Below are 26,999 nucleotides of genomic sequence, written 5' to 3'. Positions count from 1 at the left end.
TGCTTATTGAAATGCCGTCGAAGTCGTCGCTCATGAAATCGTCTTCATTACGGCTGGTGGTGATTTGCGGCGTACTCACGGCGTTTCCCTCGATGTCCATCGACATGGGACTGCCCGGTTTCGCCAATATGGCGGCAACCTTCAATGTGTCCGTCGAGCACGTCTCACAAACCCTCAGCATCTTTTTCTTCGGCTTTTCGGCGTCGCCGCTGATCTACGGGCCACTGTCGGATCGGGTAGGTCGCCGCCCCGTGCTGCTTTCGGCCTGTTTCGTCTATGCCCTCGCTAGTGTGATGGCGACGATAACGTCGGCGTTCGGTGCGCTGCTGTTCTGGCGCCTGCTGCAAGGCGCCGGTGCCGGTGCGGCATCCGTGCTGGCGATAACGGTGATCCGCGATCATCGGCAAGGTGCCAGCGCGCGTCGTCTGCTGTCTTATGCCGCGGTGGTGCGGATCATTGGGCCGACCACCGCGCCATCGATCGGAAATGTGCTGTTGTTGCTGGGAAGCTGGCGCTGGATCTACGGCTTCATGGCGTTCGGCGGCATCATGATGTCACTGATGGTGGCGCTTGGCTTGCCGGAATCGTCGCGTACGAAGCTGGCGGCCATCGCCGCACGAGCAGATCGGGCTTCGACGGCCGGTTTGGAGGCAACACATGCGCCACGCCGCTCGGTACTGAAGGATTACAGGTTGTTCCTGTCGGACAGGGTAAGCTTTGCCTATGTGCTCATTATCGCGCTGACATTTTCAAGTCATTTTTCCTACGTGACCGGCTCACTCTATGTCTTCGTCAACGTTCTGCATGTCTCCACGGCGAAATATGGACTGCTGTTCGGCATCACCGCCTTGTGCCTGATGCTCGGCTCCTTTCTAAGTGGCCAGTTGTCGAAACGGGAGATCCCCGGCGACGTCGTGATTGGCGTATCGCTTTGCATTTCCGTGGTTTCGGCGCTGACCATGCTGATTCTGGCGTCCACGCACTTGCTGTCCGTGCCGGTGCTCTCGGTGCTGCTATCGACCAATGCACTCTGCATCGGATTGCTGACGCCCAGCGCCCAACAGGGCGCAATGGAAAACGCGGGGGAATTCGCGGGCACCGCTTCCGCGCTGATGAACGCCATCGCGACCGGGTTGGGCGCCTGCACCAGCTATGTGGAAGGCCTGTTGCTGGTCTGGTTCAATACACTGCCCGCAGTGGTGATGAGCGGGCTGATGATGCTATGCTGCACCATCGCTGCCGCCGTGTATTTCAAGACAGTGCGTCCGGCGGCACGAAGCGGTGGATACAGAACTAGAACGCGTAACTGACGGACGGCAGGATCGTCAACCCGAACCGACGTTGCACGATCGGGCTGGCAGCCGCCTTCGACGGATAGTAGCTGCCACTTACAATCAGCTCGCCCGCCCAATGCTTGTCGAATTTACGATCCCACGTCGCTGTCAACGCATAGGCATAAATACCGAAACCCGGATGATAGGCGTGGTAGCCCGATGCGTTCTGCTGGGCGTTCGTTACGCCGAAATAGGTCTGGTTATACTGGCTATCCCCGATCTTCGCGTTCAAATCGAGCGTTAGCGTATCGACGCCCTGCTTGTAGGCAACGCTTTCCAGTCCAAGCTGATATTGATTGCCGCGACGGTGCCCGTCCAACCCGAATTCAGCCTGCGCATTGACCGACAGCCAGGGCACGATCTGCTGCGCGACGGTCACCGTGTTCGTCACCGTGCCCTTGACGCTACCCATATTACGCAAATTGTCCCCACCGGGGCGCAGCCAGTCATTGCGGTCGTCGCGACCCGGGTCGTAGTTGAACGTATCGCCGACATAAAAACCGCCGGATGACTGGTACTGCACCCCCACCCCTTTCACAGCATCCGCGAGGAACACGCCCCGCGTAACGGAAAACATCGGGACGATCATCGGGCGATAGTCACGCGCCCCCATGTAACGCTGGTCAAGTCCCAGACCCAGGCCCACGTTGACATCCGCATGATCACCCCAAAGTTGGGACCATACGGAACCGCCGCCTCCCGCGGACGCCGAACTACTGGCGGCGCTCGACGTTGTTGCCGCTGTCGTTCCCGAAGCGGATTCGGAAGTCGACTGGGCGTGCACGGTACACACGCCGACAGAAAGGCAAACCCCGGCCACCACGGCCGGAAACATCCGTGACCGACGTGATCCATGAGGCACGGCACGCCTCCGGTTTGTCACTACGGACGCCGGGCGGGGCGTATCAAAAAAGTCGAGGCGGTGATCATCGAGAGCGGGCATGGGTGTGCAATAGAGGGAATAGAGATCGAGCAAGCATCATATCCAATTTCCACACACTGAACCGATTAACGCGTTTGGGGACCAAGGTGGCCGCCGAGAGCGAGCACCATCCTTCATCCGCCATGCGTCTGCCTCCACCCTCGCCGGCGATGGCCGCCCTTACTGTCAGCGCAGCATGGACGACATTGCGGAAAGGCAATTGAGCATCCGAACCGCGGCTTCGATGTCAGGGGCGTCGAACGCAAGCGCATTACCGGCGGTGCGCTTCAACGTGGGCCATTGGCAGAACAGATCGGCCTGTGCGGGCGTCTGCGTCTGCAATGCAACAAGCAGCGGCGCGCCCAGCCGCAGCGGTTGCGGGCCGACCGATTGTCCGGCACGCATGTCACTTACCGCCTGCCGGGCGCCCGCCTGGATTGCCGCGCACGATCGCGCTGGCGACAGGCTGATGCCGCTCAACTGGCCGGTGGCGCGCTTCGTCTGGACGAACACCGCGTGCGGGAACAACGCGCGGTTCTCGTCGATGAATTCATCATCACCGCTCGCCATGATCACCGGGGCGCCGTATGCACCGGCAAGTGCGCCATACAGGCCCGCCTCGCCCAACGCCTGTCCATTGATGCAGACCTCGGCGAAGGCAAAGCTATTAATGGTATGGGCCAGAATGCCGCGGCCTTGCGCCCGCGAGTGATAGCCAAGCAAGCAGACGCCGTCGATGCCCAGTTCAACACCGGCCACCATTCCGAGATAGCGCGGCTTGCCCTGGATGACCTGTGCGCGCTCATCCAGCAGATCCGGTGGCATGTTCCGAAAACCACCATGCGAATCGTTTAGAAACACGTCGGTGGCGCCGCCATCGAACGCACCGGCCACGGCCGCGCTGGCCTCCGCTGCCATCAGGCGGCGGGCACGCTCATATTCCGGATTGCCGGGACGAACCTGTTCGTTGTGGTACACACCCGCCACGCCTTCTATATCGGCGGAAATCAATATCTTCATCGTTGTCGCTTGGGTTCGGATACGGTGTCAGGCTGCGCGTACATCCAGCCGGGTCAACAGGTCACGCAGCGCGGGCCGATGGTTGCCATCCCGCCCGGTAACCGGTTCCGCGTGCCACAAGGCGTGAATAATGGCTTGTTCGACCGTGTCGGCAGCGGCTTGAAACAGCGCGTCGATCCGGGTCTCGTGCAACGTGGTGACCGGCGGCATCGGCCGATCGGCAGTGTGGGGCACCGTATAAGCGGTGCTGAATGCCACCGCGATATCACCGCTGCCATGACCATAGATCGAACCTGTCCGCGCCAGCCCCGCTGCCGCTCGCCCCGCCAGGCGGCGTAGCTGCCGGGCGTCAAGCGGTGCATCGGTGGCGAGGATCATGATGATCGAGCCTTTTTCAGGATGATCGACATACGTGAACGCCTGGCGCGATTCTTCTTCCAGCAAAGACATGATGCGGGGCCCGATGATCTCGCCGCCCCATATCAGGTTTGGCATCAGCCCATAGTTCGACAAGACCAGGGCACCGACGGTGTAGCGGTGCATGACATCCTCGATCATGCCACCGGCACCCGCCCGCACCGAAGATATCGATACCTCACGCGAGGCCGTGCCGATACCACCTTTCATCTGAAAGCTCGACATGCCACGTCCTGCGCCCACCGCGCCTTGTGCGAGATCGTGGCCCGCACTGTCACTGGCCGACCTGTAATCGGCCTCGCTGACGTGCATTTTCTGGATGTCATTGAGGAACCCGTCATTGCATTCGAGCACCAGCGGATTCACCGTGGGCAATGACCGTCCTATGTCCGGATTCCGCGCGAGCGCCTGCCGGATCTGTGCCTGCGCGACCGCGCCGACGGAAAACGTATTGGTCAACGCAATCGGCGTTTCCAACTGGCCCAACTCGTCGAGCTGGATCAGCCCGACGCTTTTGCCAAAGCCGTTGATCACGGCTGAGGCAGCCGGCACCTTGTTGCGGTACGGATCGTCTCCGTGCGGATGGATCACCGTCACGCCAGTCTGCACCGGCCCATCGGCCAGCGTGACGTGGCCTACGCGGATACCCGCCACATCCGTGATGGCGTTGCGCGCCCCCGCCGGCAACAGACCCACCACCGGTATCCGCCGTGCACCTGGATCGCGCACGTGCGGCACTGCGATTTCAGGATATTCGTTCATCGTCTCTCCGGCCTTGTCGGCATGGGCGCGGAGCGATGTACACGCACGTCATGTCCGCGTCACGCCCTGTCGCACTTATTGCCGATCGATCTTCGGGTCCAGCGCGTCGCGCAACCCATCACCCAGGAGGTTGAACGCGAGCACGGTCAGAAAGATCGCCAAGCTAGGAAAAATCGCCACATGGGGCGCATTGACCATATCAGCACGCGCATCGTTCAGCATGGCGCCCCACTCCGGCGTGGGCGGTTGCGCGCCCATCCCCAGAAACGACAAGCTGGCCGCGGTAATGATGGACGTGCCTACACGCATCGTGAAATACACGACAATCGATGAAATCGTGCCTGGCAGGATATGCCGAATCATGATCGTCCAGTCGCTTGCACCAATGCTGCGCGCGGACTCGATATACGTCAATTGCTTCAGTACCAGCGTATTACCGCGTACCAATCGCGCGAACGCCGGGACGCTGAAGACGGAAACCGCCACCACGACGTTCGTCATGCTGCTGCCCAGGATTGCTACCACGCCCAGGGCGAGAAGGATTCCCGGGAACGCAAACAGCACGTCACACACCCGCATGGTCACGCGATCCCACCAGCCCTCGTAATAACCGGCCAGCAGACCGAACAGGGTACCAATCACGCAGCCCAGCACCACCGATAAAAACCCGGCGGCCAGCGAAATGCGCGCGCCCATCAGAATACGGCTCAATATGTCACGCCCCATCGCATCCACGCCGAACCAATGCAACGCCGATGGCCCCTCGTCTATGTGATCGTAGTCCGCGTAATGCTCGGCGTCGTACGGGGTCAAATGCGGTGCCAGGATCGCGGCCGCGACCAACGCCGCGATAAACACCAGCGCGATCACCGCTACCTTTTGTTTCTTGAATTTGCGCCAGAACTCCCGCCACGGCGTACGTACGGTGCCGCTGACCGGAGCGGGTCCCGTGGGCACCGGCGGCGGCGCGGGCGAGTGTGCGGGCGTGCCGGAAACAGGGGTCGAGGATGCCGTCATGATGATGTTCTGTTTAGCGGTCGAGATTACTTGTAGCGAATGGTCGGATTGATCAGGCCATACAACATGTCGACGACGAGGTTGATTAGGATGAATTCGAGCGAGAACAGCAACACCAGCGTCTGAATCACCGGGTAGTCTCGCGCGCTGACGGAATCCACCAATAAGCGGCCGAGACCCGGCCAGTTGAATACAGCCTCCACCACGATCGAGCCGCCCAACAAGAACCCGAACTGCAGGCCCATCATCGTCACCACCGGAATCAACGCATTGCGCAAGCAATGCTTGAGCACCACGATCGGCTCGCTCAGGCCTTTCGCCCGCGCCGTTCGGACAAAGTCCTCTTGCACGACTTCGACGAACGATGCACGGGTAAACCGGGCCATCACTGCGGCCACACCGGCGCCCAACGTAAGCGACGGCAACACATAGTGGCGCCAGGTATCGGCACCGACCGTGGGAAACCAGCCCAGTTTGACGGAGAAAAGCTGCATCAGCATCATGCCCAACGCGAAGGCGGGAAACGAGATGCCCGATACCGCGATCGTCATCCCGATGCGATCGGGCCAACGGTTGCGATACACGGCCGAGACGATGCCGATGACAAGGCCGAACAGGGTCGACCACACCATGCTGGTCACCGTCAGGAGGAACGTCGGCATGAACCGCACACCGATCTCCTCCGTTACCGCCCGGCTGGTCCGGATCGAGACACCAAAATCACCGTGCAGCATGCGCGAGAAAAACGCGATGAACTGCTGTGGCAGTGGCAAGTCCAGGCCCAGCTCATGGCGCACCATCGCGACGGTGACGTCATCGGCATCTTGCCCCGCGGCAAGCCGTGCCGGATCACCAGGCAACAAGTGCACGAACAGGAACACCAGTACGGCAACGATCAGCAACGTGGGAATCAGACCCAGGAGCCGTTTCAGGAAGTAGTTCAGCATTGCTCTTGCCGCTTGCGCGGCGTCTCCTTACTTACTTCGATACCGACATGTTGTAGATATCGATATTGCCATCCGGCTGCACGTAGACACCGCTCAACCGCTTCGAGTTACCCGATACATTCTCTTCCGTCACCAGCGGCACGCGCGGCAGATCCTTCGCCAACTGGTCCTGCACCGCCTTGTACAACGTGGCTTTCTCGGTGTCGTCGGTAGAGGTCAGCGCTTTTGCAATGTCCTTATCCACCAGATCGTTCTTGTAGTAGGTCACGTTATTCAACTTGGGCGACCACGCCTCTGAAGCGAACAATGGCCGGAGGGCCCAGTCGGCCTCCCCCGTGGACGACGACCATCCGGTGTAGTACATCCGCATCTTTGCCGTCGTCGGCTCCGGCCAGGAATCCACCAATTGCACGCGCTTGCCCGTCTCCAATGCTTCGATCTGAAGCTTGATTCCGACTTGCGCCAACTGCTGCTGGATGAATTCGATCGTCTTGCGGGCGGTTGTCGTCGTGTAGGCCGACCACAGCGTGGATTCGAAGCCGTTCGGATAACCCGCTTCCTTCAGCAGTTCACGCGCCTTTGCCGGGTTGTATGGGATGGGCGCCATCTTTTCCGCGAATGGAACGCCCTGCGGAATAAAGCCTTCCGCCGGTACCGCATAACCGTTGAACGCGACCTTTGCCAGCGCTTGCTTGTTGATCGCCAATGCGATGGCCTGGCGGACACGGACATCGGTGAAAGGCTTTTGCAGCATATTGAAGCCGAGGAAACGCGTAATGATCGACTTCGATGCCACAACGTCCAGTTTGCTGTCCGCTTTCAGCTGCGCCGCTTGTTCATACGGCAGCGGAAAGGCGAAATCCGCTTCGCCCGTTTGCAACATGGCGGCACGCGTAGCATTTTCCGGCACCGGCTTCCACGTCAGGCCGTCGACTTTCGGAAAGCCCTTGTTCCAATACCCATCAAACTTCTTCAGCACAACACCGTCTTTCTGATCGAATCGCACCAGCTCGAATTCGCCCGTTCCCACGGGATGAAAAGCGATGTCCTTGCTGCCATACTTCTTCAATGCAGTCGGCGAGATCATGGCGGCGCACGGGTGCGCCAGCGAATTGATGAACGGCGCAAACGACTCCTTGAGCGTGATGCGCAACGTCAATGGATCGAGGACCTCGATCTTCGTGATGCGATTGAATTGCGGCGAGCGCAGCAAATGATTCTCCGGCGCCATCGCACGGTCGAGATTGAACTTCACGGCATCGGCGTTGAAGTCCGTGCCGTCCTGGAACTTGACGCCCTTGCGCAACTTGAACGTGTAGACGGTGCCGTCTTTCGACATTTCATAGCCGGTCGCCAGCACCGGCACGATCTTCAAGTCCTTGTCGAAGCGGAACAGGCCTTCGTAGAAGGACTTCGTGATAGCGAGCGTAAGCGTCATGTTGGTGTTGTACGGATCAAGCGAGTCCGGCTCCTGCCAAATGGCCAGAACCGGATTCGCCGCGGCGAATGCCGCGCCGCTTGCACACAGTGCCGATGCCGCCAGCACGCCAGCGATCGCACGCAACGCGAAACGTGCATTGGAAGAGACGTAGTTCATCAAAAACACTCCAGGATCAAAAAGACATGCCATGGCGGCCGGCTCTCACCGCACGCTCCATGCCGTACACATCACGTTCACCACGTTGGCCGAGGCCCTTCTCTACTTTCAACGTTCGTCGCCGACATCGGCACGCGACCGTAACGACGGAACCTATCAATACAAACCTGCTACCGTATGCCGTGCGACGAAGTGGCCTGGCCCTACCTCCACCAGGGGACTGACCTCGGGTTCGTCGCCTACCTTGCGGATCGGACTGGGTATTTCTCCTTCGAGCAACGCACGCTTCAAGTGGCGACGCGTCGGGTCCGCGATGGGTACGGCCGCCATCAATTTGCGTGTGTAAGGGTGCTGCGGATTCTCAAAAATTGCCCGGCGCGGTCCGATTTCGACGATCTGTCCGAGGAACATCACCGCCACCCGGTGACTGATGCGCTCCACCACCGCCATGTCATGCGAGATAAACAGAAATGCCACCCCGAGATCCCGCTGCAAATCCATCATCAGATTGACGATCTGCGCCTGAATGGATACGTCCAGTGCCGACACCGACTCGTCCGCCACCACCACCTTCGGGTTCAACGCCAACGCCCGTGCAATCGCAATCCGCTGGCGTTGACCGCCAGAAAATTCGTGCGGATAGCGTTGCGCGTATTCGGTCGGCAACCCCACTTTTTCCAGCAGCCAATCAACTCGCTCCTGTGCCGCTCTCTGGTCCTTAACGGCCTTGTGGACCAGCAGCGGCTCCATGATCGAATACCCCACCGTCAGGCGCGGATCCAGCGAGGCGAAAGGATCTTGGAAAATAAACTGGATGTCGCGTCGCAGCGATTGCACCTGCCGGGTCGGCAGGTTCAGGATATTGCGGCCACCGAATTCGATCGCACCGCTCTGGCTGTCGACTAGGCGCAGCAGGGAACGGCCCGTCGTCGATTTGCCGCAGCCGGACTCCCCGACCAGCGCGAGCGTTTCACCTGGATACAGGTCGAAACTCACCCGTTCGACGGCATGTACCCGTCGCGTTGTACGGTTGAACAGTCCGGAGCGCAGGTCGAAACGCGTGACAAGGTTCTTGACCCGCAGAATCGGCGGAGCTCCCGCGGTGCGGGTGTCGATCGGCGCAATGTACCGGCTATCGGGGATAGACGCACCAGCCACGGTGGACCCCACGTCGGCGCTTGCTTCGTCGGGTTTCAACAATGCGAAATGGCGCGGAAGATCCGTGCCGCGCATCGCGCCCAATTTCGGCACCGCGGACAACAATGCCTGCGTGTAGGCATGCGATGGTGCCGCAAAGAGCGCATTCGACGCGCCCTCTTCAACCTTGTTGCCACGGAACATCACCAGCACGCGATCGGCGACCTCGGCCACCACTCCCATGTCGTGGGTGATGAAGATCACGCCCATATGCATTTCCTCCTGCAACTGACGGATCAGTTGCAGGATTTGCGCTTGTATGGTCACGTCCAGCGCCGTCGTCGGCTCATCGGCGATCAATAACTGCGGCTTGCATGACAACGCCATTGCGATCATGACGCGCTGACGCATGCCGCCAGACAATTGGTGCGGATAGCGGTCCAGCACGTTACGCGCCTCAGGAATGCGCACCAACGCCAGCATCCGCAAAGCTTCCGCACGCGCCGCCGCGCGATCCATCCCTTGATGGCGCCTGATCGACTCGGCGATCTGCTCCCCGGCCGTGAAGACCGGATTCAGCGAGGTCATTGGCTCCTGGAAGATCATCGCCATATCGGCGCCGCGGACGTTGCGCATTGTTGCCGCCGAGGCATCCTGCAGACGCAGGATCTGGCCATTGCGCTGACGCAGATGCATGCTGCCGTTCAGAATACGGCCGCCGCCATGCTCGATCAGCCGCATCAACGCGAGCGATGTGACCGATTTCCCGGATCCCGATTCGCCGACGATTGCCAGCGTTTCGCCCCGGTCGACGTGGAACGACAACTGACGCACCGCATCGACGGTACGCTCAGAGGTCGAGAATCGAACGGTCAAGTCATCGACTTCAAGCACGCGCTGCGGCAAGAGGTCCGCGGCGTGCCGCGCGGTCGCGTTGGAACGAATCGAACTCATATCAGAATAGACACATCAATTGAAGATCGCGACGCTGGGCGTCCCGCCGACACGGCCATAACCGCGATACATGCCTTCGGTATTGAATGGCAGGCTAACATTGCCTTGCGCGTCGATGGCAATCAGCCCGCCACGTCCGTCGATCTCTTTCAACACCTGGTGAACCACCGCCTCGCTCGCCTGCTGCAAGGACTCGCCGCCATAAGCCATCCGCATGCAGACGTGATGTGCCGCCACGGTCCGGATAAACGATTCACCGTGGCCCGTACATGACACCGCAGCCTGCCGATCATCGGCAAATGTACCGGCGCCGATCTGGGGGCTGTCTCCGATGCGGCCGACGCGCTTGTTCGTCATGCCACCGGTCGATGTCGCCGCCGCCAGATGGCCATGCATATCCAACGCTACCGCGCCGACCGTCCCGAATTTCTTGCTTTCGTCCAATGGTCGCTGTTGCAACGCGGCGGCGCCGTCGTGGTCCAGCACGGCGCCCGACTTGGCCGCCTGCGCCGCGCGCAGTTGCGCCAGACGCGCTGCCGTCTCGAAATACGCCGGCTCGACCATCTGCAGTCCTGCTTCGCGCGCAAGCGCTTCGGCGCTCGCACCACCGATCAGTACATGGTTCGTAAGCGTCATCACCGCACGCGCTGCCAGGACCGGGTTGCGGACATGATTGATGCCCGTTACCGCACCCGCCGCACGCGTCGCCCCATCCATCACCGCCGCATCGAGTTCATGCGTGCCGGCGGCGGTGTACACCGCGCCGTGGCCAGCGTTAAACAGCGGGCAATCCTCCAATAGTGAAACGGCATGGCACACGGCATCCATGGCGCTTCCCCCACGCGCGAGTACGTCCTGTCCTCCGGCAACAATGTCATGCAACGCCTGGTGATACGCCCGCGTGTTCTCTTCCCTGATCAAGGCGCGGCTCATCGTTCCAGCACCACCGTGGATCGCGATCACCGGGATACGCGCATTCGAAGGTCCTGCGAAATAGGTCGACATGGCAAAACTCATTGATATCTTGATAAAGCAACACCAGCGCTTGGCGCGTGATGCCGGTGCGGAAAGCACGAAATAATTCCCCATGCCGGATCATGCCAGTCCGCTCACGTCGTAATTCGTATGTCACTCGCACATCATGCGTTTCGGGTGGCACGCGGCAACAGCCGCTAGCGTTTTCTATCGCGCGACCCCTTATGCAGCCAGGGAAGCACGGCGTCCGTGATCCGCGCAGCGCTCCGCATCGTTTCCCGCGATTGATATGCGACGGCACCAGACAACGCCTCGATCAAGGCAAGGCCGACCGCATCGGCGTTTGGACCGAAATGATTGTCTGTTTGCGCGAAAAGGCAGATATTGGCGTGCGGCACCAGCGGAGAATGTCGCCCATCCGTCAACGCGAGCACCTGCATATTGCGGGCGGCGGCCGTCTCGGCAAGCAAGACGGTATCCGCCAGGTAGCGTGGGTAGGCGATGGCGATCAGGAGATCATCCTGACGCGCCGCCGCGAGGAGCCGCGCCCCATAAGAGGCTCCGCCCACGCCGGCCAGCAATTGCACGTTTTCGCAAAACGGGTCAAGGCCGCGCTGCAGCAAGCCTGCCAACCAACCGCTGGCACCGAAGCCGGCAAGGTAAATTCGACGCGCCTTGAGAATGGCCGCAACCGCCGCCTCGCATGACGCCGCATCCAGCGCGTCAAGGGTAGCGGCGATGTTACGCTGACTTTCCTCCAACGCCGTGGCAAACACATCGACGATGCTGCTGGGCTTTTCGAGCTTGACGCGCATCTTCTCCAGCGGCGCAAGCATCGTCTCAAAACCGCGAACCAGCTCGGCACGAAGCATGGGGTAACCATCGAGCCCGATCGCGCGGGCAAAGCGGTTCGCCGTGGCGATCGACACGCCAACGGCGCTCGCAAGCTCGTCGATCGGCATCGTCGCCACTTGCAGCGGATGCGACAGGACATAGTCCGCCAGCCGCTGATGTGCGCTAGTCAACGTCAGCCGCGCCCGGTTGATCCGGGTCGTAATGGGTGGGTTGTCGTCGTTTTCAGGCATCGAATGCATCGTGTCAATGACGAAAACGTCATTGATGGTGAATTTTCATTCGACGCATATTAATGAAAAAAAAATATCATAGGGGATTTTTTTGAAATATCTGACGACATCTCATTCGCCCGGGCCACGCAATGGCCTCGCTGGCGCTCTGCGCGCGCCGGCTCCGGGAAAGGTCGCGGGACGTCTCGGCACGGGTGGCGCACCGGAAGCAACAGGCGGGGGGAGCGGGGCCAGCGGCCGATGCGGCGCATTGACGTGCTCAAACTCCGGATCGACAGGAAAATCGCTGCCGTTCAAGAATGCGACACCCGCCGCCCAGACTTTCTCGCCGGGCGTCCGATTCGTACTACACGATTTAGCCTGCGCCAAATATGCCTTGACGTCAGCCGTTGTCGAGGATACTGCAATGCCGCATCCATTGAGATATTGGGTGCCCCAGCCCTTCATCGCGTCGATGAATGCGACACCCTTCTGGAAGCCATCTTCGTTGATCACCTTGCCATCGGACGTCATCATGTCCATGAACTGCATTTTGCTGCCCGTGATCCCGGTATTGAGGGTCAGTATCGCGACGATCGGCGATGTCGATGCGTACGCGCCATACCATGCGTTGAACGCCCTTGGCCGCTTGTGCAGTGCGTCCGGTGCCTCCCGGTTGTTCCACAGTATTTTGGCTTCGTCGATCAGCGCGCGAAATTGAAGGAGTTCGAAAATCCGGATCACGCCGCGGACTACCAGTTCAACAAGCTTCGTCACCGCGGTCGCGATGATGCCAAAGCCAGGCGCCAATGCTTCCACCGCGACCCGGGCCGCGCCCCCCATCGCGGTCAGCAATCCTTCCGCCAAGCTGATTTCCATGGTCGACTTGATGGTGTTAAAGATCGTCGAGGGATGCCCGGCGGCGATCCGCACCGAGCGATTCGACCACATCTTGAACCGATCCACGCTGGCGTCGATAGCATTGACAAGTCCCTTGAGGACATCCCGGCTGCCCCCTAGAAACGGTACCGCTTCAGCACAGAATTTCACCAGCAAACCATCGACCAGGGCACTCGCCAGTGATGTTAGTTTAGGCAATACAGTTGGCAGGATATTCGGCAGAATCGTATGTTTATAGAGCCTTAAATTGGGAAGCAGTTGATTCGTAATGTATTGGCATACGGCGTCCTTGGCGGCGTTGAGCGCGGCACGGATCTTGGCCACGATTTCGTGCGCGGTCAGCGAGACATGGTCGATCCCCTGCGAAATAGCTTCCGCTGTTAGCGGAACAGCATGTGACACAAGATATTTTCCGCGTTGATAATGCCGCGTTGCCGCCTCTTGCCAGCTTTCCGGCGGCGTGGCCACCGGCGCCGGGGCGGGAATCGAGGGTCTTCCGGGCCTGGGCCGTGTCAGCACCGTCTTTTCAACCAGACCGGAAACGGGCGTCGCAACCACGCCGGCTTTTCCAACAATGTTGCGGGCCAACGCTACGCGTTGCATTGTTTGACTGACGGAGTCGTTAAAAGCCGCCCCGGCAGGCCCGGCACGCTGCCTTGCTTCCTCCGAGACGCGGCCTAGCAGTTCGAGATCGTTTGCAAAGCTCAATCCAATATCGGCAGCTGAAAAGGCCGCGCCCACCGCCACTTCGGCCACGGTCGAGTCGACATGCAGTTGCGAAAATAGATAGATAACGCCGAGCCTGGCGTGGATGCGATCCGATATGGGAATCGGCGACGCACCTGCGTTGTCAACGTCGTCCGATTGCGCCAATTGCCTGGCGAGGGCGCTGATACACATCGACCGATTCGCAGGATCGCGCTCCCAATTCGGCCCTACCGTCGAACGCCATGCATTGAAGGCATCGCGTAACCGTTGGAAGGTTGCCGCGTTCCGATGATTATCGAACGCGTACATAGCTGCATCCACCTGGCCAAGGCCTGACTTCTGCCGGCGCCCGAACAAGCCGTCACTGATTCCCGTCCCGGCATCCCACTGTATATACGTCATCACGTTTTGATACAAACCCGGCACGGTGGACATGGCAGCGGCCTCACGAAATCCATCGACATTGCGACAAGACGCGACGGTGCAATAGGCCCGTACACGCCACTGAGCCTTGGGTGACGCCCCAATGCAATTCGTGCCCTCCCGCCGAGGTTAATTTGCTTCGTATCGTGGAACCAGCATTCGCTTTTTTGACACGAAGCGAGCGTGCATTGATCACGACCGTGCGCCCGCGTACAGCTTGAAAGCGGATTGGAGCACGCCACCGACAAAAATCGGGTCAGCCCGAAACACGGACACGGCAAGAAAAATTTGCTTGGGAGAATGGGATGTCAGACAGCTTGCAAAACTGGGTGGGCCGCAACCGGCCACCGCGTGTACAGATCACCTACGACGTGGAGGTCGGTGATGCCGTCGAGAAGCGCGAACTGCCAATGGTCGTTGGCATCATGGCGGACCTCTCGGGTCATCCCATCAACCCTCTGCCTAAACTGAAAGACCGACGCCTGGTCGAAATCGATCGCGACAACTTCAGCGACGTAATGGGTCAGATCAAACCACGATTAAAACTCAGCGTTCCGAACACGCTGTCCGGCGACGGCACGTTGCCGATTTCGCTGTCTTTTTCCACGATGGCCGATTTCCATCCGGATAACCTGGTCCGCCAGATCGCCCCGCTCGCAAAACTGCTCGAAGCACGACAGCAACTGCGCGATTTGCTGGCGAAGCTGGACGGCAACGACGAATTAGACGCGATGCTCGAACAGATCGTGCAAGACACGACGGAACTGGAACAACTGAAACAAGAAGCGGGCGCTGTAAGCGACGCGGACGCCGGCGCGCCCACCAACAAAGTTGATCCCACGGGCGATGCCTTCGCCCCGGCCACGCCTGAACCGACTGCCGGCGATCCGTCCTGACATGCCCCCGGACTCCCGCACGCGCGGCTTATCGTCTATCCATTCACGTACGTAACGAAGACACCTATCATGGCAAACAAAGCAAAGGCTGCGGCGAGCGCAGTCGAAGCGGATTCGGACATGGCAACCGCGGATGCGCCCGCCGCCAATGCCACGCTGCTCGATAAGATCGTTCAGGAAGGGAATATGGCCATCGAGCCATCCCAAAATACGTATGCAAAAAAACTGATTGGGCAGTTGGCCTCGCAAATCCTGGATGAAGGCATGCGAACGAGCCCGGACAAAGGCGTTGTCGCAATGATCAACGACCGTGTGGCGGAGATCGATCGCCTTCTAAGCGACCAGTTGAATACGGTCCTGCACGATCAGACATTTCAGGCGTTGGAGGCGTCCTGGCGTGGTCTTTCAGATATGGTGCAGGGGACAGAAACCAGTTCGAGGCTGAAACTACGGCTTCTCAACGTGTCCAAGTCTGAACTGCTGAAGGATTTGGAAACGGCAGTCGATCACGACATGAGTGTGCTTTTCAAGAAAGTGTACGAAGACGAGTACGGCACATTTGGCGGCAGCCCGTTTTCATTGTTGATCGGTGACTTCACGTTTGGCCGACATCCACAGGACATCGCACTGCTAGATCGTATCTCGAAAGTGGCCGCTGCCGCACACGCACCTTTTATCAGTGCCGCCTCTCCTGCGCTGTTCGACATGAAGTCCTTCGCGGACCTGGGCGTGCCGCGGGATCTCTCAAAACTGTTTGAAAGTGCCGAACTGGCACCGTGGCGCAATTTCCGTGAAGCGGAAGATTCCCGTTACGTCGCACTGGTCTTGCCAAGTTACGCCGCCCGGCTGCCGTATGGCGCCACTACGAGTCCGGTGGAGTCGTTCCGTTTCGAAGAGGCCGTCGACGGTACCGACCATACGAAATACTTGTGGGCCAATTCCGCCTATCAGTTGGGTCTGCGTATCACCGCGGCTTTTGCCCAATATAGCTGGACCACCGCCATACGGGGCGTCGAAGGCGGAGGCAAGATCGAAGGTCTGCCGACCCATATGTTCCGTACCAATGAAGGCGATTTTGCGCTGAAGTGCCCTACCGAAGTGACAATCACCGATCGCCGTGAAAAAGAATTGAACGACCTGGGCTTTATTGCCGTCGTCAATGCAAAAGGTTCCAACTCCGCCACGTTTTTTGGTGGCCAGACCGTCAACCAACCGAAAACCTATTCAAAAGACGAAGCGAACGCAAACGCGCTGCTATCCGCACGGTTGCCCTACATCATGGCGGCCTCACGTTTCGCGCATTATTTGAAGGTCATCATGCGCGACAAGGTGGGCAGTTTCCAGACACGAGAGGAGGTGGAAGGGTATCTGAACAACTGGATAGCGGACTACGTCCTGCTCAATACGTCCGCGCCGCAGGCCGCCAAGGCACGCTTTCCGCTTAGCGAGGCACGCGTTGATGTGACGGAAGTCCCAGGCAAACCAGGCGCTTACAACGCCACGTGCTTCTTGAAGCCGCATTTCCAGATGGAAACCTTGACGGCCTCGATGCGACTCGTTGCGGAACTTCCCGCAGCGGCAGCCTGAACAAGCGGTCGCATAGCCCCCTTTTTTCCCACCGCCCCATAATCCATCAACGCGGGAAACATCATGGAATCGCTTTTCCTCTCGATCAAAAGCATCAAGGGCAATTCGATCATCGCAGGTTATGCCGACAAGATCATTGTCGAGTCTTTTTCTCACGGCGTATCACTGCCGCTATATGCCGACGCCGGAAACAGTGATCGGACGATCGGTCGCCCGACATTTTCGGAAATGTCCTTCTCCAAAACGACCGATGTTTCCACGCCGGCGCTGCTGGCTGCGTGCGCCAGCGGCACGAATCTCGGCGACGTGGTACTGGACATGGGGCGCACCGACAAGGGAAAGTACATGTCACTGATCAAATACACCATGGCAAACGCCATGATTTCGTCCATTCGGACAGCGGGCCACCCTGGCGGAGGATCGGACACCTTTTCGCTGAACTTCACGAAACTGACCTGCGTATTCACGCAACAGAAACCGGACGGCACTCCCAAGGGGAACGCGCAGTTCGGTTGGGATTTGACAAAGAGTGTAGCCGCCTGATCAGGGGGGGCGCCTGGCGCGCCCCTCCCCGCCCTCCCTCGACGCCAGCCGCAGGCATCGCGGAAAACCGCGCACGCATTAAAATACCACTGATATACTATAGCCGTGGTCATTGCTTGACTGCGTCGTCCGTTCGCCGTCGCGCCATTCCGCAGGCCATTTCCCTGGTCACGTATACGCCCGAGAGGGAATCCTTCGCGCATGAACCGCCCCGCCGATCTCTATATTCAATTCCTGCACAAGACACAGGCGGGGTCTGGCACGGCAGCGTTGCCTGAACTCGATGCCGTCGAAGAACAAATCCTTATTACCGTCGCGTTACGTCAAGGTGCGCACGAAAGACTGTGTGTCCGGGATCTGATCGGTATTGCTCGCCTCGGGTCGCCTACACGCGTCTTTCGTCGCCTGCACGCCATGCGCACGAAAGGGTGGCTGACGTTGCAAGACACAACGGACAATCGCCGCAAACAAGTCGCACTGACCTCCGCGGCAATGGATCATCTCGACTATCTGGGCGGTTGCATACGAGAAGCGGCAGCGAGTGCGCGTGGCGACGTGGGTTCGGCTTCCGACTAGTCCGCCTGCACAGATAACGGCAGCGGATACGTTCTTTTCCTAAAAAAATCGGCGCCTGATACGATATGGCGCTGAATCCGAACAGGAACAGACACGCCATGCACGCTAACGCTTATCCTCGCGACATGATCGGCTACGGCCGCGATCCGGTGCAAGCCGGTTGGCCGGGCAATGCCCGTATCGCGCTGCAATTCGTGCTGAACTACGAAGAAGGCGGCGAGAACAATATCCTCCACGGTGACGCCGGCTCCGAGCAGTTCCTCTCTGAAATCGTTGGCGCCGCGTCTTATCCGGCGCGGCACATGAGTATGGAATCGATCTACGAATATGGCTCACGTGCCGGCGTCTGGCGCATCCTGAGGGAATTTGAGAAACGTCGATTGCCATTGACCGTCTTCGCCGTCGGGATGGCGTTGGAACGCCACCCCGATCTGGCCAGTGCGTTCACTGAACTGGGTCACGAAATCGCCTGTCATGGCTGGCGCTGGATCCATTATCAGGATATGCCACGCGATAAGGAAGCGGAACATATGCGGCTGGGAATGGAAGCCATTACCCGGTTGACCGGCAGCCGTCCTCTCGGCTGGTACACCGGCCGGGACAGCCCACAGACACGACAACTGGTGGCGGAATACGGGGGGTTTCTCTACGACTCCGACTACTACGGGGACGACCTTCCGTTCTGGACGAACGTGCGCACGCAGCAAAGGGGCACTGTCCCGCAATTGATCGTGCCGTACACGCTCGATACCAACGACATGCGTTTCGCCACGCCACAAGGGTTCAACACCGCGGAGCAGTTCTTCGTCTATTTACGCGATAGCTTCGATGTGCTGTATGCCGAGGGCGCGGACACGCCGAAGATGATGTCGGTCGGCATGCATTGTCGGCTGCTCGGGCGGCCGGGCCGGTTCATCGCGTTGCAACGATTTCTCGATCACGTTGCACGACACGACAGAGTCTGGATCTGTCGCCGCGATCACATCGCACGTCATTGGCATCAGCATCACCCGCATGTGACGCCATAAAAGCGCACTGTGTCAATCGCGTTCGTGCCAAGGCGGCGTGCGATTAGCATGCCGCCTTGGCACGCGAACAGCCCTGTTTTTCAACCGCCATCCAGACCTGCCGATGCGCCAGAGATGTTGAGACTGCCAGAACGCTAATCCGTGGCGCGCATTGTCATACGCGAGCGCTATAATCGTGCGCTTCAACGGGGGCCCCAGGGCACCTGCAACACGGCAGCACGGCGGAAAACAGTTATGGAAGCAATACAAAACTTTCAGATCGATTCGCTGCTCGACACCTGCATCAGCTTGATCGCCGCGTTCCTGCTAGGCGGCGTGATCGGCCTGGAGCGGCAATATCGGCAGCGCACCGCGGGACTGCGAACGAACGTCCTGGTTGCCGTCGGCGCGGCGGTCTTTGTCGACATGGCCAATCGTCTCGATGGTCATCAAGGCGCGGTACACGTGCTGGCCTATGTGGTGTCAGGCGTCGGTTTCCTGGGCGCGGGCGTTATCATGCGAGAGGAAGGCAATGTCCGTGGCTTGAATACAGCGGCCACCCTGTGGGGATCAGCGGCAGTGGGCGCAGCGGCCGGCGCGGACCTGATCGGCGAGGCGTTTGTCGGGACGTTGGCGGTACTTGCGGCGAACACACTGTTGCGGCCGATCGTCAACTCGATCAATCGCAAGCCGCTGGATGTGGAATCGGTCGAAGTCACCAATACCGTGCATGTGATCGCCGAGCGCCTGCATCAGAAGCGGGTCATGAAAATGCTCGAGGATGCGCTCGAGAACAGTGACCACCCCACGCGCGACCTCGACCTGCATGCATTCGGCCAGGATGAGATCGAGATTGAAGCCACGCTGGTGGCAACCTCCGTCGATGGGGACGAGCTGGATGCGCTGGTACAGAAATTAGCGGCCATCCCGGGCGTACGGCAAGCATTCTGGAGTCCAAGCACCACCGAGTAACCTGGCGAGGCCATCGGACGCGTTCGACCCCGGTGCACCGCAGCCCTTAGGAGTCGATCGCCTCAGGCGCAGGCCCGATGCCCACGGCTTGCCGTCGAAACGCCGTCGGACCCACGGCACTACTACGCCACGCGAACCCACGGCGCCCCATGTCACGGGCGACGCGCCACCATATCGATCTCGACCACCGCCTTGCGTGCCAAACCGGTGACGCCGATGCAAGTGCGGGCCGGCAGCGGCTTCGGCAGGAAATAAGCCTTGTAGGCCTCGTTCATCGCCGCGTAGTCTCGTTCGAATTCCGTCAGGTAGATCCGCACGCTGACCACGTTGTCCAGCGTCAGCCCGACGCCGTGCAAGACCAAAATCAAGTTGTCCATCACGCGCCGCGTCTGGGCGGTCACGCCCTCCGGCAACGGCGTGGCATCGTTGTCCGGGTCGGTTGGCATCTGCCCGGTCAGAAACACCCACCCATCGGTCTCGACGGCGTGGGAAAACGGCCCCACCGGCGTTGGCGCGTCGTCCACCATCAGGAAGGTCGGCAACAAGGACTGGCGGGCGTGGGTTTCAGACATCTGTTTTCCTTGGTAGGGATGGACGGAAGCGACGGTCGCAAACAGGCGAGTGGCCGCAGCTTCCTTTATTTAACGCCATAAGTATCTCAATTTAAATTTTCTGTTGCAAAGCACGTTGCCGGATCATTCGTCAGGTCCTGCCTCATTGTCAGCGAGGGCCTCTGCAGGCAAGGCTAATGCATCACGCAGCAGGCGCTTCCGCATCGGGAGCGTCGGCCGCTTCTGCCCGTCCGTCCCACCCGCCGCCCAGTGCTTTCTGCAAGCCGATATAGGCGAGCGTCACTGCCACCCGACTGTCGGCCAGCCGAGTACGCGATGCAGCGTGGTCACGTTTGGCAATCAACGTCGCGTCCTGCAAATCCGCCCCTGCCTCGAAACGTGACGTGGCGAGACGCGCAGCCTCCGCATAACGGCCTTCCGCGGCCTCGGCGGCGTCCGCTTCGGCAATCGCGCCGGATAATCCGACCACGGCGTCCTCTACGTCCCGCAACGCCGTCAACACCGCCGACTCATAGGTCAGGAACGCCTGCTGACGCACACTCATCGCCATGTCCACCGCCGCGCGCAAACGCCCGCCGGTAAATAGCGGCAACGAAATCTGCGGGCCGATCCCCCAGCCAATGGACGAGCGACGGGCAAGATCACCGGGACGCAAACCGATGGAATAGAGCGAGCCGACCAGAGAGACCTTTGGCATCCGCTCCGCTTGCGCCACGCCGACTCTCGCCGTCGCCGCCGCGTACTGCCGTTCCGCCACCTGAAGGTCCGGACGCATCAACAGCACGGAAGACGGCACGGCAACCGCGATGGGAAAGGACGGCAATGGCAATGGAGGTGGCGGCAAGACACCTGCGTGCGCCGCCGTCTGTGTCGACATCGAGGCGTGGGACGAAACGTCCGCCAGATCATCCGGTCCCTGTAATGCGGGCAACCAGGTGCCAGGCGCTTCGCCGGTGAGCATCGATAACGCGTGCTCGGCCTGTCGGTATTGCACGGCCCGCGCGATGATGCGGGCCTGCGTGGTTCGCAGGTCCGCATCGAAGCGCAGGCTTTCCAGACGCGACGCCGTGCCCGCCTCGCAACGCGCACGCGTCAGCTTCAGGAGATGCGTGAGCGTGCGGGCGTTATCGCGCTCGATCGCATGTTGCTGCTGGGCAAGGCGCGCTTGCGTGTAGTAACGGACCACATCCCCCACCAATGCCAGCATTGCCGCCCGGTGCTGCCAATGCGCGGCGTCCAGACCATAGCGTGCGGCTTCCGCGGCACGTCGATTGCCGCCAAAGAGATCTACCTCCCAACTCGCTGACAATCCGGCCTGGAGAAACGATATCGGTCCACCCGAGAGCGACGACTGCCCGCCGGAGCCAGCGCCGCTCCCCGCACCGGGGCCCGCGAACGCCATTACCATCGACGGTTGATCCTGGCGTGTGCCACTCGCCGTCGCGGACAACGAGGGCCAGGGTTGCGCCGACGCCTGTCCGTACGCCGCGCGCGCCTCACGTACTTTTTCCAGTGCGATGGCGAGATCGCGGTTACGCGCCAGTGCCGCGCCAACCAGGTCATCGAGCACCGGATCGTTCAACCTCTGCCACCACGGTGCCAGGGACCACGCGTGCATGACATGTTCGTCGTCCACCGCCTGGCGCAGGGCGCGCTGTCCATCATCCAGCCCGGATCGGACGTCCGCCGCGCCCATGCTACGCCACTGCGCCGGCACCGCGACGTCCGGGCGGCGGTAATCCGGCCCAAGCGTGCAGGCACTCGAAGCGACCAAACCAGCAATGGCACTCAATCGGCAACCCACACCAATCGCCCGGCCGCCGCGCGACGGCGCCGTTGCCCGCAGCCGCGGTGCAACGCATTGCGCGGATGACACGACCACGCCCGCCTTTTTCTCATTCCCGCGTCCGCTCATGATGCCCTCCGCCGGCAACACGACCGAATGGCGACATAGCAGACCGGCACAAAGAAAATCCCCAGCGCCGTCACCGCGATCATCCCGCCCATGACCCCGATGCCCACGGCATTCTGCGCGCCGGACCCCGCCCCGCGCGAAATCGCCAAGGGCAGCACGCCAACGATAAACGCAATCGATGTCATCAGAATCGGACGTAGGCGCATCGTGGCGGCATCGATCGTCGCCCGCAGCAACGCATGTCCGGCCGCCTGGCGTTGCAACGCGAATTCGATGATGAGAATGGCATTTTTCGCTGATAGTCCGATGATCGTCAGGAGACCGACCTTGAAATACACATCATTACTCTGGCCAAATGCCATCGCCGCAAGAACGGACCCGGCAACGCCAAGCGGCACGCTGAGCAGCACGGCAAACGGTATTGAGCAGCTCTCGTACATTGCGGCAAGACATAGAAAAACCACCAGGATGGAAATCGCATAAAGGCCGATTGCCTGGTTCCCCGATAAGCGCTCCTCGAACGACAGCCCCGTCCATTCGTGCCCAAACCTTGCAGGCAACGTGGCAATCAGGTGGTCCATTGCAGCCATGGCTTGCCCGGAACTGTATCCCGGTTTCGCGCTACCCTCGATCTGCACCGCGCTATTGCCGTTGTAACGCGCAAGACCCGCGGGTCCGGTAGTCCAACGCCCCTTGGCAAACGACGAAAACGGCACCATCTGGCCCTGCACATTTCGGACATGCCACTGATCGAGTTGCTGCGGCTGCATGCGGAATGGCGCGTCGGCCTGGATAAACACACGCTTGACCCGCCCTCTGTCAATGAAGTCATTGATATAGCGACCACCCCACGCCGACGACAGCGTGTGATGAATCTGCTCGATCGGCACACCGAGCGCCTGCGCTTTTGCGTAATCGATATCCACGGTGAATTGCGGCGCATCGTCCATTCCCGTGAAACGCACATGGCTCAATACGTCCGATTGCGCCGCGGCAAGCAGCAACGTCTTGCGCGCCTCGTCGAGCGACGCGCCACCTTCACTATTCCGGTCCATCAGATACATGTCGAAGCCATTCGACGTCCCCATTCCCGGAATACCCGAAGGCGACAGCGCGAACACCTGTGCATCGCGCCATGTTGCAAATACGGCATTGGCGCGCGCTACCACCGCAGCGGCAGAGCGCGTGGCCGCGCCGCCGCGTTCACCGAAATCGCGTAGCTTGACCCAGACAGCCCCCATGTTCTGGCCACTCCCGGCGAAACTCCACCCCTCCACTGTCAGCACGCCTTCGACGTTTTCCGATTCATTCTCCCGATAATGATCGGTGATGCGCTCCAATACAGCGCGCGTGCGGTCCGTGACAGCGCCCGGCGGAAGTTGCACCACGGTAAAAAGCGAGCCTTGATCCTCCTCCGGTACAAAACCCGACGGCAAGCGAGCAAACAACCATCCCACGCAGACGACGATGACGACAAACACGACCAGCACGCGGCCAGTGTGTCGAATACCCCGCACCACGCCCTGGCGATAGGTTGTTGTCGCACGATCGAATGCCGCGTTAAACCATCGGAAAAAACGCCCCTTTTCGCTTGATTGATGCCCCGGCTTCAGCAACACCCCGCAGAGCGCCGGCGTCAACGTCAACGCCACCGCCAAGGACAACAACATTGCCGCAACGATCGTGACGGAAAACTGCCGATAAATCGCACCGGTCGAACCGGCCATGAATGCCATCGGCACGAAAACCACGCACACGATCGCCGTGATGCCCACCAAGGCGCCGCCGATCTGACGCATCGACCGCTCGGTGGCCTCCCGTGCCGGCAGCCCGGTCTCCGCCATCACCCGTTCGACATTTTCAACAACCACGATGGCGTCGTCCACCAGCAGGCCGATCGCCAGTACCAGCGCGAACATGGTCAACGTGTTGATCCCATAGCCGAATACCGACAACACGGCCATCGTGCCAAGCAGCACCACCGGAATAGCCAGCGTTGGGATCAACGTGGCGCGCAGGTTCTGCAAGAACAGCCACATCACGAGAAATACCAACACTGCCGCTTCGACAAGTGTCTGCACTACTTTCACGATGGACAGTTTGACGAAGGGTGTCGTGTCATATTGGTAGACAACCTCGACGCCTGGCGGCATGGCGTCTCGCAAACGATCGAGCGTCTCATACACGGCACTGGCCGTCGACACCGCATTCGCGCCGGTCGCAAGGCTGATACCTATCCCGGATGTCGGCTTGCCGTTATAACGCACACCGAATGCATAGGTTTCGGCACCGATTGCCACCCGGGCAACATCCTTCAACTGCACGATCGCACCGTCATCAGCCCGCTTTACGATCACGGCGCCGAATGCCTCCGGCGTACGCAACTGCCCCCGCGCGGTCACCGTTACATTCAATTGCTGACCCGGTACGGCAGGATGCGCACCCAGTTCACCAGCGGCAATTTGCACGTTTTGCGCCAACAAGGCCTGTTCGACATCGTCGGTATTCAACGCGTAGCGTGCCATGCGATGCGGATCCAACCAGATGCGCATCGCATAACTCCCACCGAATTGGCGGATATTGCCCACGCCCGGCACGCGGCGTATCACGTCGCTCATCGCGCTGCCGACGTAATCATCGAGATCCGTTGCATCGCGTTTTCCGTCGGTCGATACGAAAGCCACCACCATCAGGAAATCGGAGGACGCCTTGGTCACCTGCAAGCCGGTACGCTGCACGATCGCAGGCAACTGCGCCGTGACCAGTTGCAGCTTGTTCTGGACCTGCATCTGCGCCACGTCCGCGTTTGTGCCCTGCGCAAAGGTCAACGTAATGTCGCTTCCGCCCTGGCCACTGGAACGCGATGACATGTACATCAAGCCATCAAGCCCGTTCATCCCCTGTTCAATGACACGCGTCACCGCATTCTCGAGCGTCTGCGGATCGGCGCCGGGATACGACGCGGAGATCGCGATGGTCGCGGGGGCAATTTCAGGATATTGCGCAATGGGAAGCACGCGCATCGCCAACAGTCCCACCAGTGAAACGATCAACGCCAGTACGCACGCCAGCACCGGGCGGCGAATAAAAACACCCACCATCAGGATTGCCCCTCAATCCCTGCCGGCAACGCCAGGAGCCCGCTTCCGGGATCAATCCGCACTTCTTCCACGGCGACGGTCGCGCCTTCACGGACATGCATCTCCCCCTCGACGATCAATAGCGTGCCAGGGGTGATCCCGCCGTTCACCAGCCAATCGTTGCCATAGGGTTGTGCCTGTGGCAGCGTGCGTTGCTCGGCTTTGCCATGCACGACGACCCAGATCGACGGTTCGCCGCGCGCGTTTCGACTGACCGCCCGTTGCGGCAGGAGATAGCCATCTCGCAGTGTCCCCGCCGTCACATTTGCGCGAACATACATGCCAGGCAATAACGTGCGCTCCGGATTGTCGAACACGGCCCGCAGCGCGACGGTGTCCGTATCGAGCGCCACGCGCGATTCCGTCAAATCCAGACGCCCGGTCTGGGGATACGGCTCGCCGTCGGACAACGTCAACGTCACCTTCGACGCCTTGCCGGTCAGGGCACCGGACTGTTCAAGCGTGCGGCGCATGCTCCGCAACTGCTCAGACGATTGACGTAAATCGACGTAGACCCGGTCGATCCGATGAATGCGCGTCAGCGGCTCAACCTGTTCCGCCACCACCAGCGCGCCGGCACTGACGTTGGATCGATCGATATAACCGCCAATTGGCGCACGCACGACCGCGAAGTCGCGATCCAGTCGCGCTCGGCGTTGTGCCGCTTGCGCCGACGCCAGTGCAGCCTCTGCCTGTGCCAGCGTCGCCACCGCCTGATCGTGCACTTGTCGGCTTGTCGCACCGGATGCGAGCAAGCCACGCTCCCGTGCGAGTGTCGACCGCGCCAACGGTACCGCTGCGCGGGCACCGGCCAGGGCTGCCGTCGCCTGTTCATACGCCAGTTCGTAGCGTGCGGGTTCGATTTGGTAAAGTGGCTGTCCGGCCTTCACCAATGCCCCTTCCACGAAACAACGACGCTGAACGATACCACTCACCTGGGGACGTACATCGGACGTTTCATAGGCCAGTACGCGGCCAGGCAGGACCATGGAGATCGGCAGTACCCGCGGCTGCAAACGGAGCACGCTTACCGTTTTCCCAGCGCCATCATGCTTGCTGGGCGTCGCGCGTGCCGACACCGCTGGCGCTTTTGTCGAAGACGCTGGAGAAGACGATGAGGCCACCTCGGATATCGCGGCCTTGGCAGGATCGGAAGCCGATTCCAATGGTGTGGTAGTCGCGCGCTCCGATCGACATCCGGATAAGAATGAAAGGATAACCGCCGCGATGAATGCAGTCAGTTTTAATGCAACAGCGTGTTTCATGCCCTATCCAAAAAGACGTCGCGCCATCCATTGATTTATCGGAAGCAATGGATATGACAGGACAACGATGAGCTAACGATTTTTTCCTTCGTACCCGCCTGTCGCAGCAGACTGCGACAGGCGGGTAGTAGCGTATTGTTAGGCGCCACATCATCACGCATTACTGACTATGCATCTGATCGCAACTTCGTTTTGAAAACGTCATCTTCGCCTGTTTGCGACCGATGGCACAATCAGCCATATCCGAAACGGGGTGAAGCAAAACGAAAGCGACGTGGGACTGGACTGGATAGCAAGAGCGAGCGGCGAGTTCGACGCTTAAAGCGCGATGCGCGTGCATCTATAGAGA

The 26,999-nt window shown here is 60.2% G+C and carries 21 protein-coding genes; 7 read left to right on the top strand and 14 right to left on the bottom strand.

All coding sequences use genetic code 11. The features are described from left to right. The first annotated feature begins 32 nt into the window (after window positions 1–32). Complete coding sequence (locus SJQ66_RS06525; protein WP_320534106.1) at window positions 33–1,310, top strand: multidrug effflux MFS transporter; 1,278 nt, start codon at window positions 33–35, stop codon at window positions 1,308–1,310. On the opposite strand, the gene SJQ66_RS06520 is transcribed toward SJQ66_RS06525, so the two are convergent. The 10 genes from SJQ66_RS06520 to SJQ66_RS06475 all read right to left on the bottom strand — a co-directional run bounded on the left by SJQ66_RS06520 (window position 1,294) and on the right by SJQ66_RS06475 (window position 14,189). Further along, a complete protein-coding gene (locus tag SJQ66_RS06520; protein WP_162199026.1) occupies window positions 1,294–2,310 on the bottom strand; it encodes a MipA/OmpV family protein in 1,017 nt (338 codons plus the stop codon). The two genes, SJQ66_RS06525 and SJQ66_RS06520, sit on opposite strands and share 17 nt — an antisense overlap. A gap of 132 nt (window positions 2,311–2,442) precedes the next feature. Then, window positions 2,443–3,276, bottom strand: a complete 834-nt coding sequence (locus SJQ66_RS06515; protein WP_024904830.1) for a M55 family metallopeptidase — start codon at window positions 3,274–3,276, stop codon at window positions 2,443–2,445. Window positions 3,277–3,303: 27 nt separating this feature from the next. Beyond that, window positions 3,304–4,455: a DmpA family aminopeptidase gene (locus SJQ66_RS06510; protein ID WP_046152060.1), complete on the bottom strand. Its 1,152-nt coding sequence runs from the start codon at window positions 4,453–4,455 to the stop codon at window positions 3,304–3,306. 75 nt (window positions 4,456–4,530) lie between these two features. Next, window positions 4,531–5,472, bottom strand: coding sequence for a glutathione ABC transporter permease GsiD (gene gsiD / locus SJQ66_RS06505; protein ID WP_024904832.1), 942 nt, complete (start codon window positions 5,470–5,472; stop codon window positions 4,531–4,533). 26 nt (window positions 5,473–5,498) lie between these two features. Beyond that, window positions 5,499–6,419: a glutathione ABC transporter permease GsiC gene (gsiC, locus tag SJQ66_RS06500; RefSeq protein WP_024904833.1), complete on the bottom strand. Its 921-nt coding sequence runs from the start codon at window positions 6,417–6,419 to the stop codon at window positions 5,499–5,501. A 31-nt stretch (window positions 6,420–6,450) separates the two neighbouring features. After that, complete coding sequence (gsiB, locus tag SJQ66_RS06495; RefSeq protein ID WP_024904834.1) at window positions 6,451–8,016, bottom strand: glutathione ABC transporter substrate-binding protein GsiB; 1,566 nt, start codon at window positions 8,014–8,016, stop codon at window positions 6,451–6,453. Between the two features lie 156 nt (window positions 8,017–8,172). Continuing rightward, window positions 8,173–10,107: a dipeptide ABC transporter ATP-binding protein gene (locus SJQ66_RS06490; RefSeq protein WP_046152061.1), complete on the bottom strand. Its 1,935-nt coding sequence runs from the start codon at window positions 10,105–10,107 to the stop codon at window positions 8,173–8,175. Between the two features lie 15 nt (window positions 10,108–10,122). Next, window positions 10,123–11,112, bottom strand: a complete 990-nt coding sequence (locus tag SJQ66_RS06485; RefSeq protein WP_024904836.1) for an isoaspartyl peptidase/L-asparaginase family protein — start codon at window positions 11,110–11,112, stop codon at window positions 10,123–10,125. 167 nt (window positions 11,113–11,279) lie between these two features. Then, a complete protein-coding gene (locus SJQ66_RS06480; protein WP_320534105.1) occupies window positions 11,280–12,167 on the bottom strand; it encodes a MurR/RpiR family transcriptional regulator in 888 nt (295 codons plus the stop codon). A 111-nt stretch (window positions 12,168–12,278) separates the two neighbouring features. Then, on the bottom strand, window positions 12,279–14,189 hold the full coding sequence (locus tag SJQ66_RS06475; RefSeq protein ID WP_320534104.1) for a hypothetical protein: 1,911 nt from the start codon (window positions 14,187–14,189) through the stop codon (window positions 12,279–12,281). A gap of 293 nt (window positions 14,190–14,482) precedes the next feature. On the opposite strand from SJQ66_RS06475, the gene tssB reads away from it, so the two are divergent. From tssB to SJQ66_RS06445, 6 genes are all read left to right on the top strand, one after another. Next, entirely contained in the window at window positions 14,483–15,073 is a 591-nt protein-coding gene (tssB, locus tag SJQ66_RS06470) for a type VI secretion system contractile sheath small subunit (RefSeq protein WP_024904839.1), read from the top strand. 69 nt (window positions 15,074–15,142) lie between these two features. Continuing rightward, complete coding sequence (gene tssC / locus SJQ66_RS06465) at window positions 15,143–16,660, top strand: type VI secretion system contractile sheath large subunit (RefSeq protein WP_320534103.1); 1,518 nt, start codon at window positions 15,143–15,145, stop codon at window positions 16,658–16,660. 63 nt (window positions 16,661–16,723) lie between these two features. After that, window positions 16,724–17,203, top strand: a complete 480-nt coding sequence (locus SJQ66_RS06460) for an Hcp family type VI secretion system effector (protein WP_024904841.1) — start codon at window positions 16,724–16,726, stop codon at window positions 17,201–17,203. A 201-nt stretch (window positions 17,204–17,404) separates the two neighbouring features. Further along, entirely contained in the window at window positions 17,405–17,779 is a 375-nt protein-coding gene (locus SJQ66_RS06455; protein ID WP_024904842.1) for a hypothetical protein, read from the top strand. A 65-nt stretch (window positions 17,780–17,844) separates the two neighbouring features. Then, window positions 17,845–18,807 carry an allantoinase PuuE gene (gene puuE, locus SJQ66_RS06450; protein ID WP_036011790.1) on the top strand — a complete coding sequence of 321 codons (963 nt, stop codon included), beginning with the start codon at window positions 17,845–17,847 and terminating at the stop codon, window positions 18,805–18,807. Window positions 18,808–19,041: 234 nt separating this feature from the next. Continuing rightward, window positions 19,042–19,758, top strand: a complete 717-nt coding sequence (locus tag SJQ66_RS06445) for an MgtC/SapB family protein (RefSeq protein WP_024904843.1) — start codon at window positions 19,042–19,044, stop codon at window positions 19,756–19,758. Between the two features lie 152 nt (window positions 19,759–19,910). On the opposite strand, the gene SJQ66_RS06440 is transcribed toward SJQ66_RS06445, so the two are convergent. From SJQ66_RS06440 to SJQ66_RS06425, 4 genes are all read right to left on the bottom strand, one after another. Beyond that, complete coding sequence (locus SJQ66_RS06440; protein WP_081765084.1) at window positions 19,911–20,330, bottom strand: RidA family protein; 420 nt, start codon at window positions 20,328–20,330, stop codon at window positions 19,911–19,913. 181 nt (window positions 20,331–20,511) lie between these two features. Then, on the bottom strand, window positions 20,512–22,245 hold the full coding sequence (locus tag SJQ66_RS06435; RefSeq protein WP_320534102.1) for an efflux transporter outer membrane subunit: 1,734 nt from the start codon (window positions 22,243–22,245) through the stop codon (window positions 20,512–20,514). Then, window positions 22,242–25,346 (bottom strand): efflux RND transporter permease subunit, encoded by a 3,105-nt coding sequence (locus SJQ66_RS06430; protein WP_036011792.1) that lies wholly within the window; start codon window positions 25,344–25,346, stop codon window positions 22,242–22,244. Before SJQ66_RS06430 ends, SJQ66_RS06435 begins: the two co-directional genes overlap by 4 nt. After that, the gene (locus tag SJQ66_RS06425; protein ID WP_081765085.1) at window positions 25,346–26,650 is read right to left on the bottom strand and encodes an efflux RND transporter periplasmic adaptor subunit; all 1,305 of its coding nucleotides are present in this window, start codon (window positions 26,648–26,650) and stop codon (window positions 25,346–25,348) included. Before SJQ66_RS06425 ends, SJQ66_RS06430 begins: the two co-directional genes overlap by 1 nt. Between the last annotated feature and the right edge of the window lie 349 nt (window positions 26,651–26,999).

Source organism: Robbsia andropogonis, from assembly GCF_034047095.1.
Lineage (GTDB): Bacteria > Pseudomonadota > Gammaproteobacteria > Burkholderiales > Burkholderiaceae > Robbsia > Robbsia andropogonis.
This window is presented reverse-complemented; position numbering and strand designations above follow the sequence as displayed.

Bases quoted from the DNA above. Each gene is read 5' to 3' on its own strand.
- SJQ66_RS06525 (WP_320534106.1), top strand. From the start codon at position 33: ATGAAATCGTCTTCATTACGGCTGGTGGTGATTTGCGGCGTACTCACG.
- SJQ66_RS06515 (WP_024904830.1), bottom strand. From the start codon at position 3,276: ATGAAGATATTGATTTCCGCCGATATAGAAGGCGTGGCGGGTGTGTAC.
- SJQ66_RS06510 (WP_046152060.1), bottom strand. From the start codon at position 4,455: ATGAACGAATATCCTGAAATCGCAGTGCCGCACGTGCGCGATCCAGGT.
- gsiD (WP_024904832.1), bottom strand. From the start codon at position 5,472: ATGACGGCATCCTCGACCCCTGTTTCCGGCACGCCCGCACACTCGCCC.
- gsiC (WP_024904833.1), bottom strand. From the start codon at position 6,419: ATGCTGAACTACTTCCTGAAACGGCTCCTGGGTCTGATTCCCACGTTG.
- gsiB (WP_024904834.1), bottom strand. From the start codon at position 8,016: ATGAACTACGTCTCTTCCAATGCACGTTTCGCGTTGCGTGCGATCGCT.
- SJQ66_RS06490 (WP_046152061.1), bottom strand. From the start codon at position 10,107: ATGAGTTCGATTCGTTCCAACGCGACCGCGCGGCACGCCGCGGACCTC.
- SJQ66_RS06485 (WP_024904836.1), bottom strand. From the start codon at position 11,112: ATGTCGACCTATTTCGCAGGACCTTCGAATGCGCGTATCCCGGTGATC.
- SJQ66_RS06480 (WP_320534105.1), bottom strand. From the start codon at position 12,167: ATGCCTGAAAACGACGACAACCCACCCATTACGACCCGGATCAACCGG.
- SJQ66_RS06475 (WP_320534104.1), bottom strand. From the start codon at position 14,189: ATGTCCACCGTGCCGGGTTTGTATCAAAACGTGATGACGTATATACAG.
- tssB (WP_024904839.1), top strand. From the start codon at position 14,483: ATGTCAGACAGCTTGCAAAACTGGGTGGGCCGCAACCGGCCACCGCGT.
- tssC (WP_320534103.1), top strand. From the start codon at position 15,143: ATGGCAAACAAAGCAAAGGCTGCGGCGAGCGCAGTCGAAGCGGATTCG.
- SJQ66_RS06460 (WP_024904841.1), top strand. From the start codon at position 16,724: ATGGAATCGCTTTTCCTCTCGATCAAAAGCATCAAGGGCAATTCGATC.
- SJQ66_RS06455 (WP_024904842.1), top strand. From the start codon at position 17,405: ATGAACCGCCCCGCCGATCTCTATATTCAATTCCTGCACAAGACACAG.
- puuE (WP_036011790.1), top strand. From the start codon at position 17,845: ATGGCGCTGAATCCGAACAGGAACAGACACGCCATGCACGCTAACGCT.
- SJQ66_RS06445 (WP_024904843.1), top strand. From the start codon at position 19,042: ATGGAAGCAATACAAAACTTTCAGATCGATTCGCTGCTCGACACCTGC.
- SJQ66_RS06440 (WP_081765084.1), bottom strand. From the start codon at position 20,330: ATGTCTGAAACCCACGCCCGCCAGTCCTTGTTGCCGACCTTCCTGATG.
- SJQ66_RS06435 (WP_320534102.1), bottom strand. From the start codon at position 22,245: ATGAGCGGACGCGGGAATGAGAAAAAGGCGGGCGTGGTCGTGTCATCC.
- SJQ66_RS06430 (WP_036011792.1), bottom strand. From the start codon at position 25,346: ATGGTGGGTGTTTTTATTCGCCGCCCGGTGCTGGCGTGCGTACTGGCG.
- SJQ66_RS06425 (WP_081765085.1), bottom strand. From the start codon at position 26,650: ATGAAACACGCTGTTGCATTAAAACTGACTGCATTCATCGCGGCGGTT.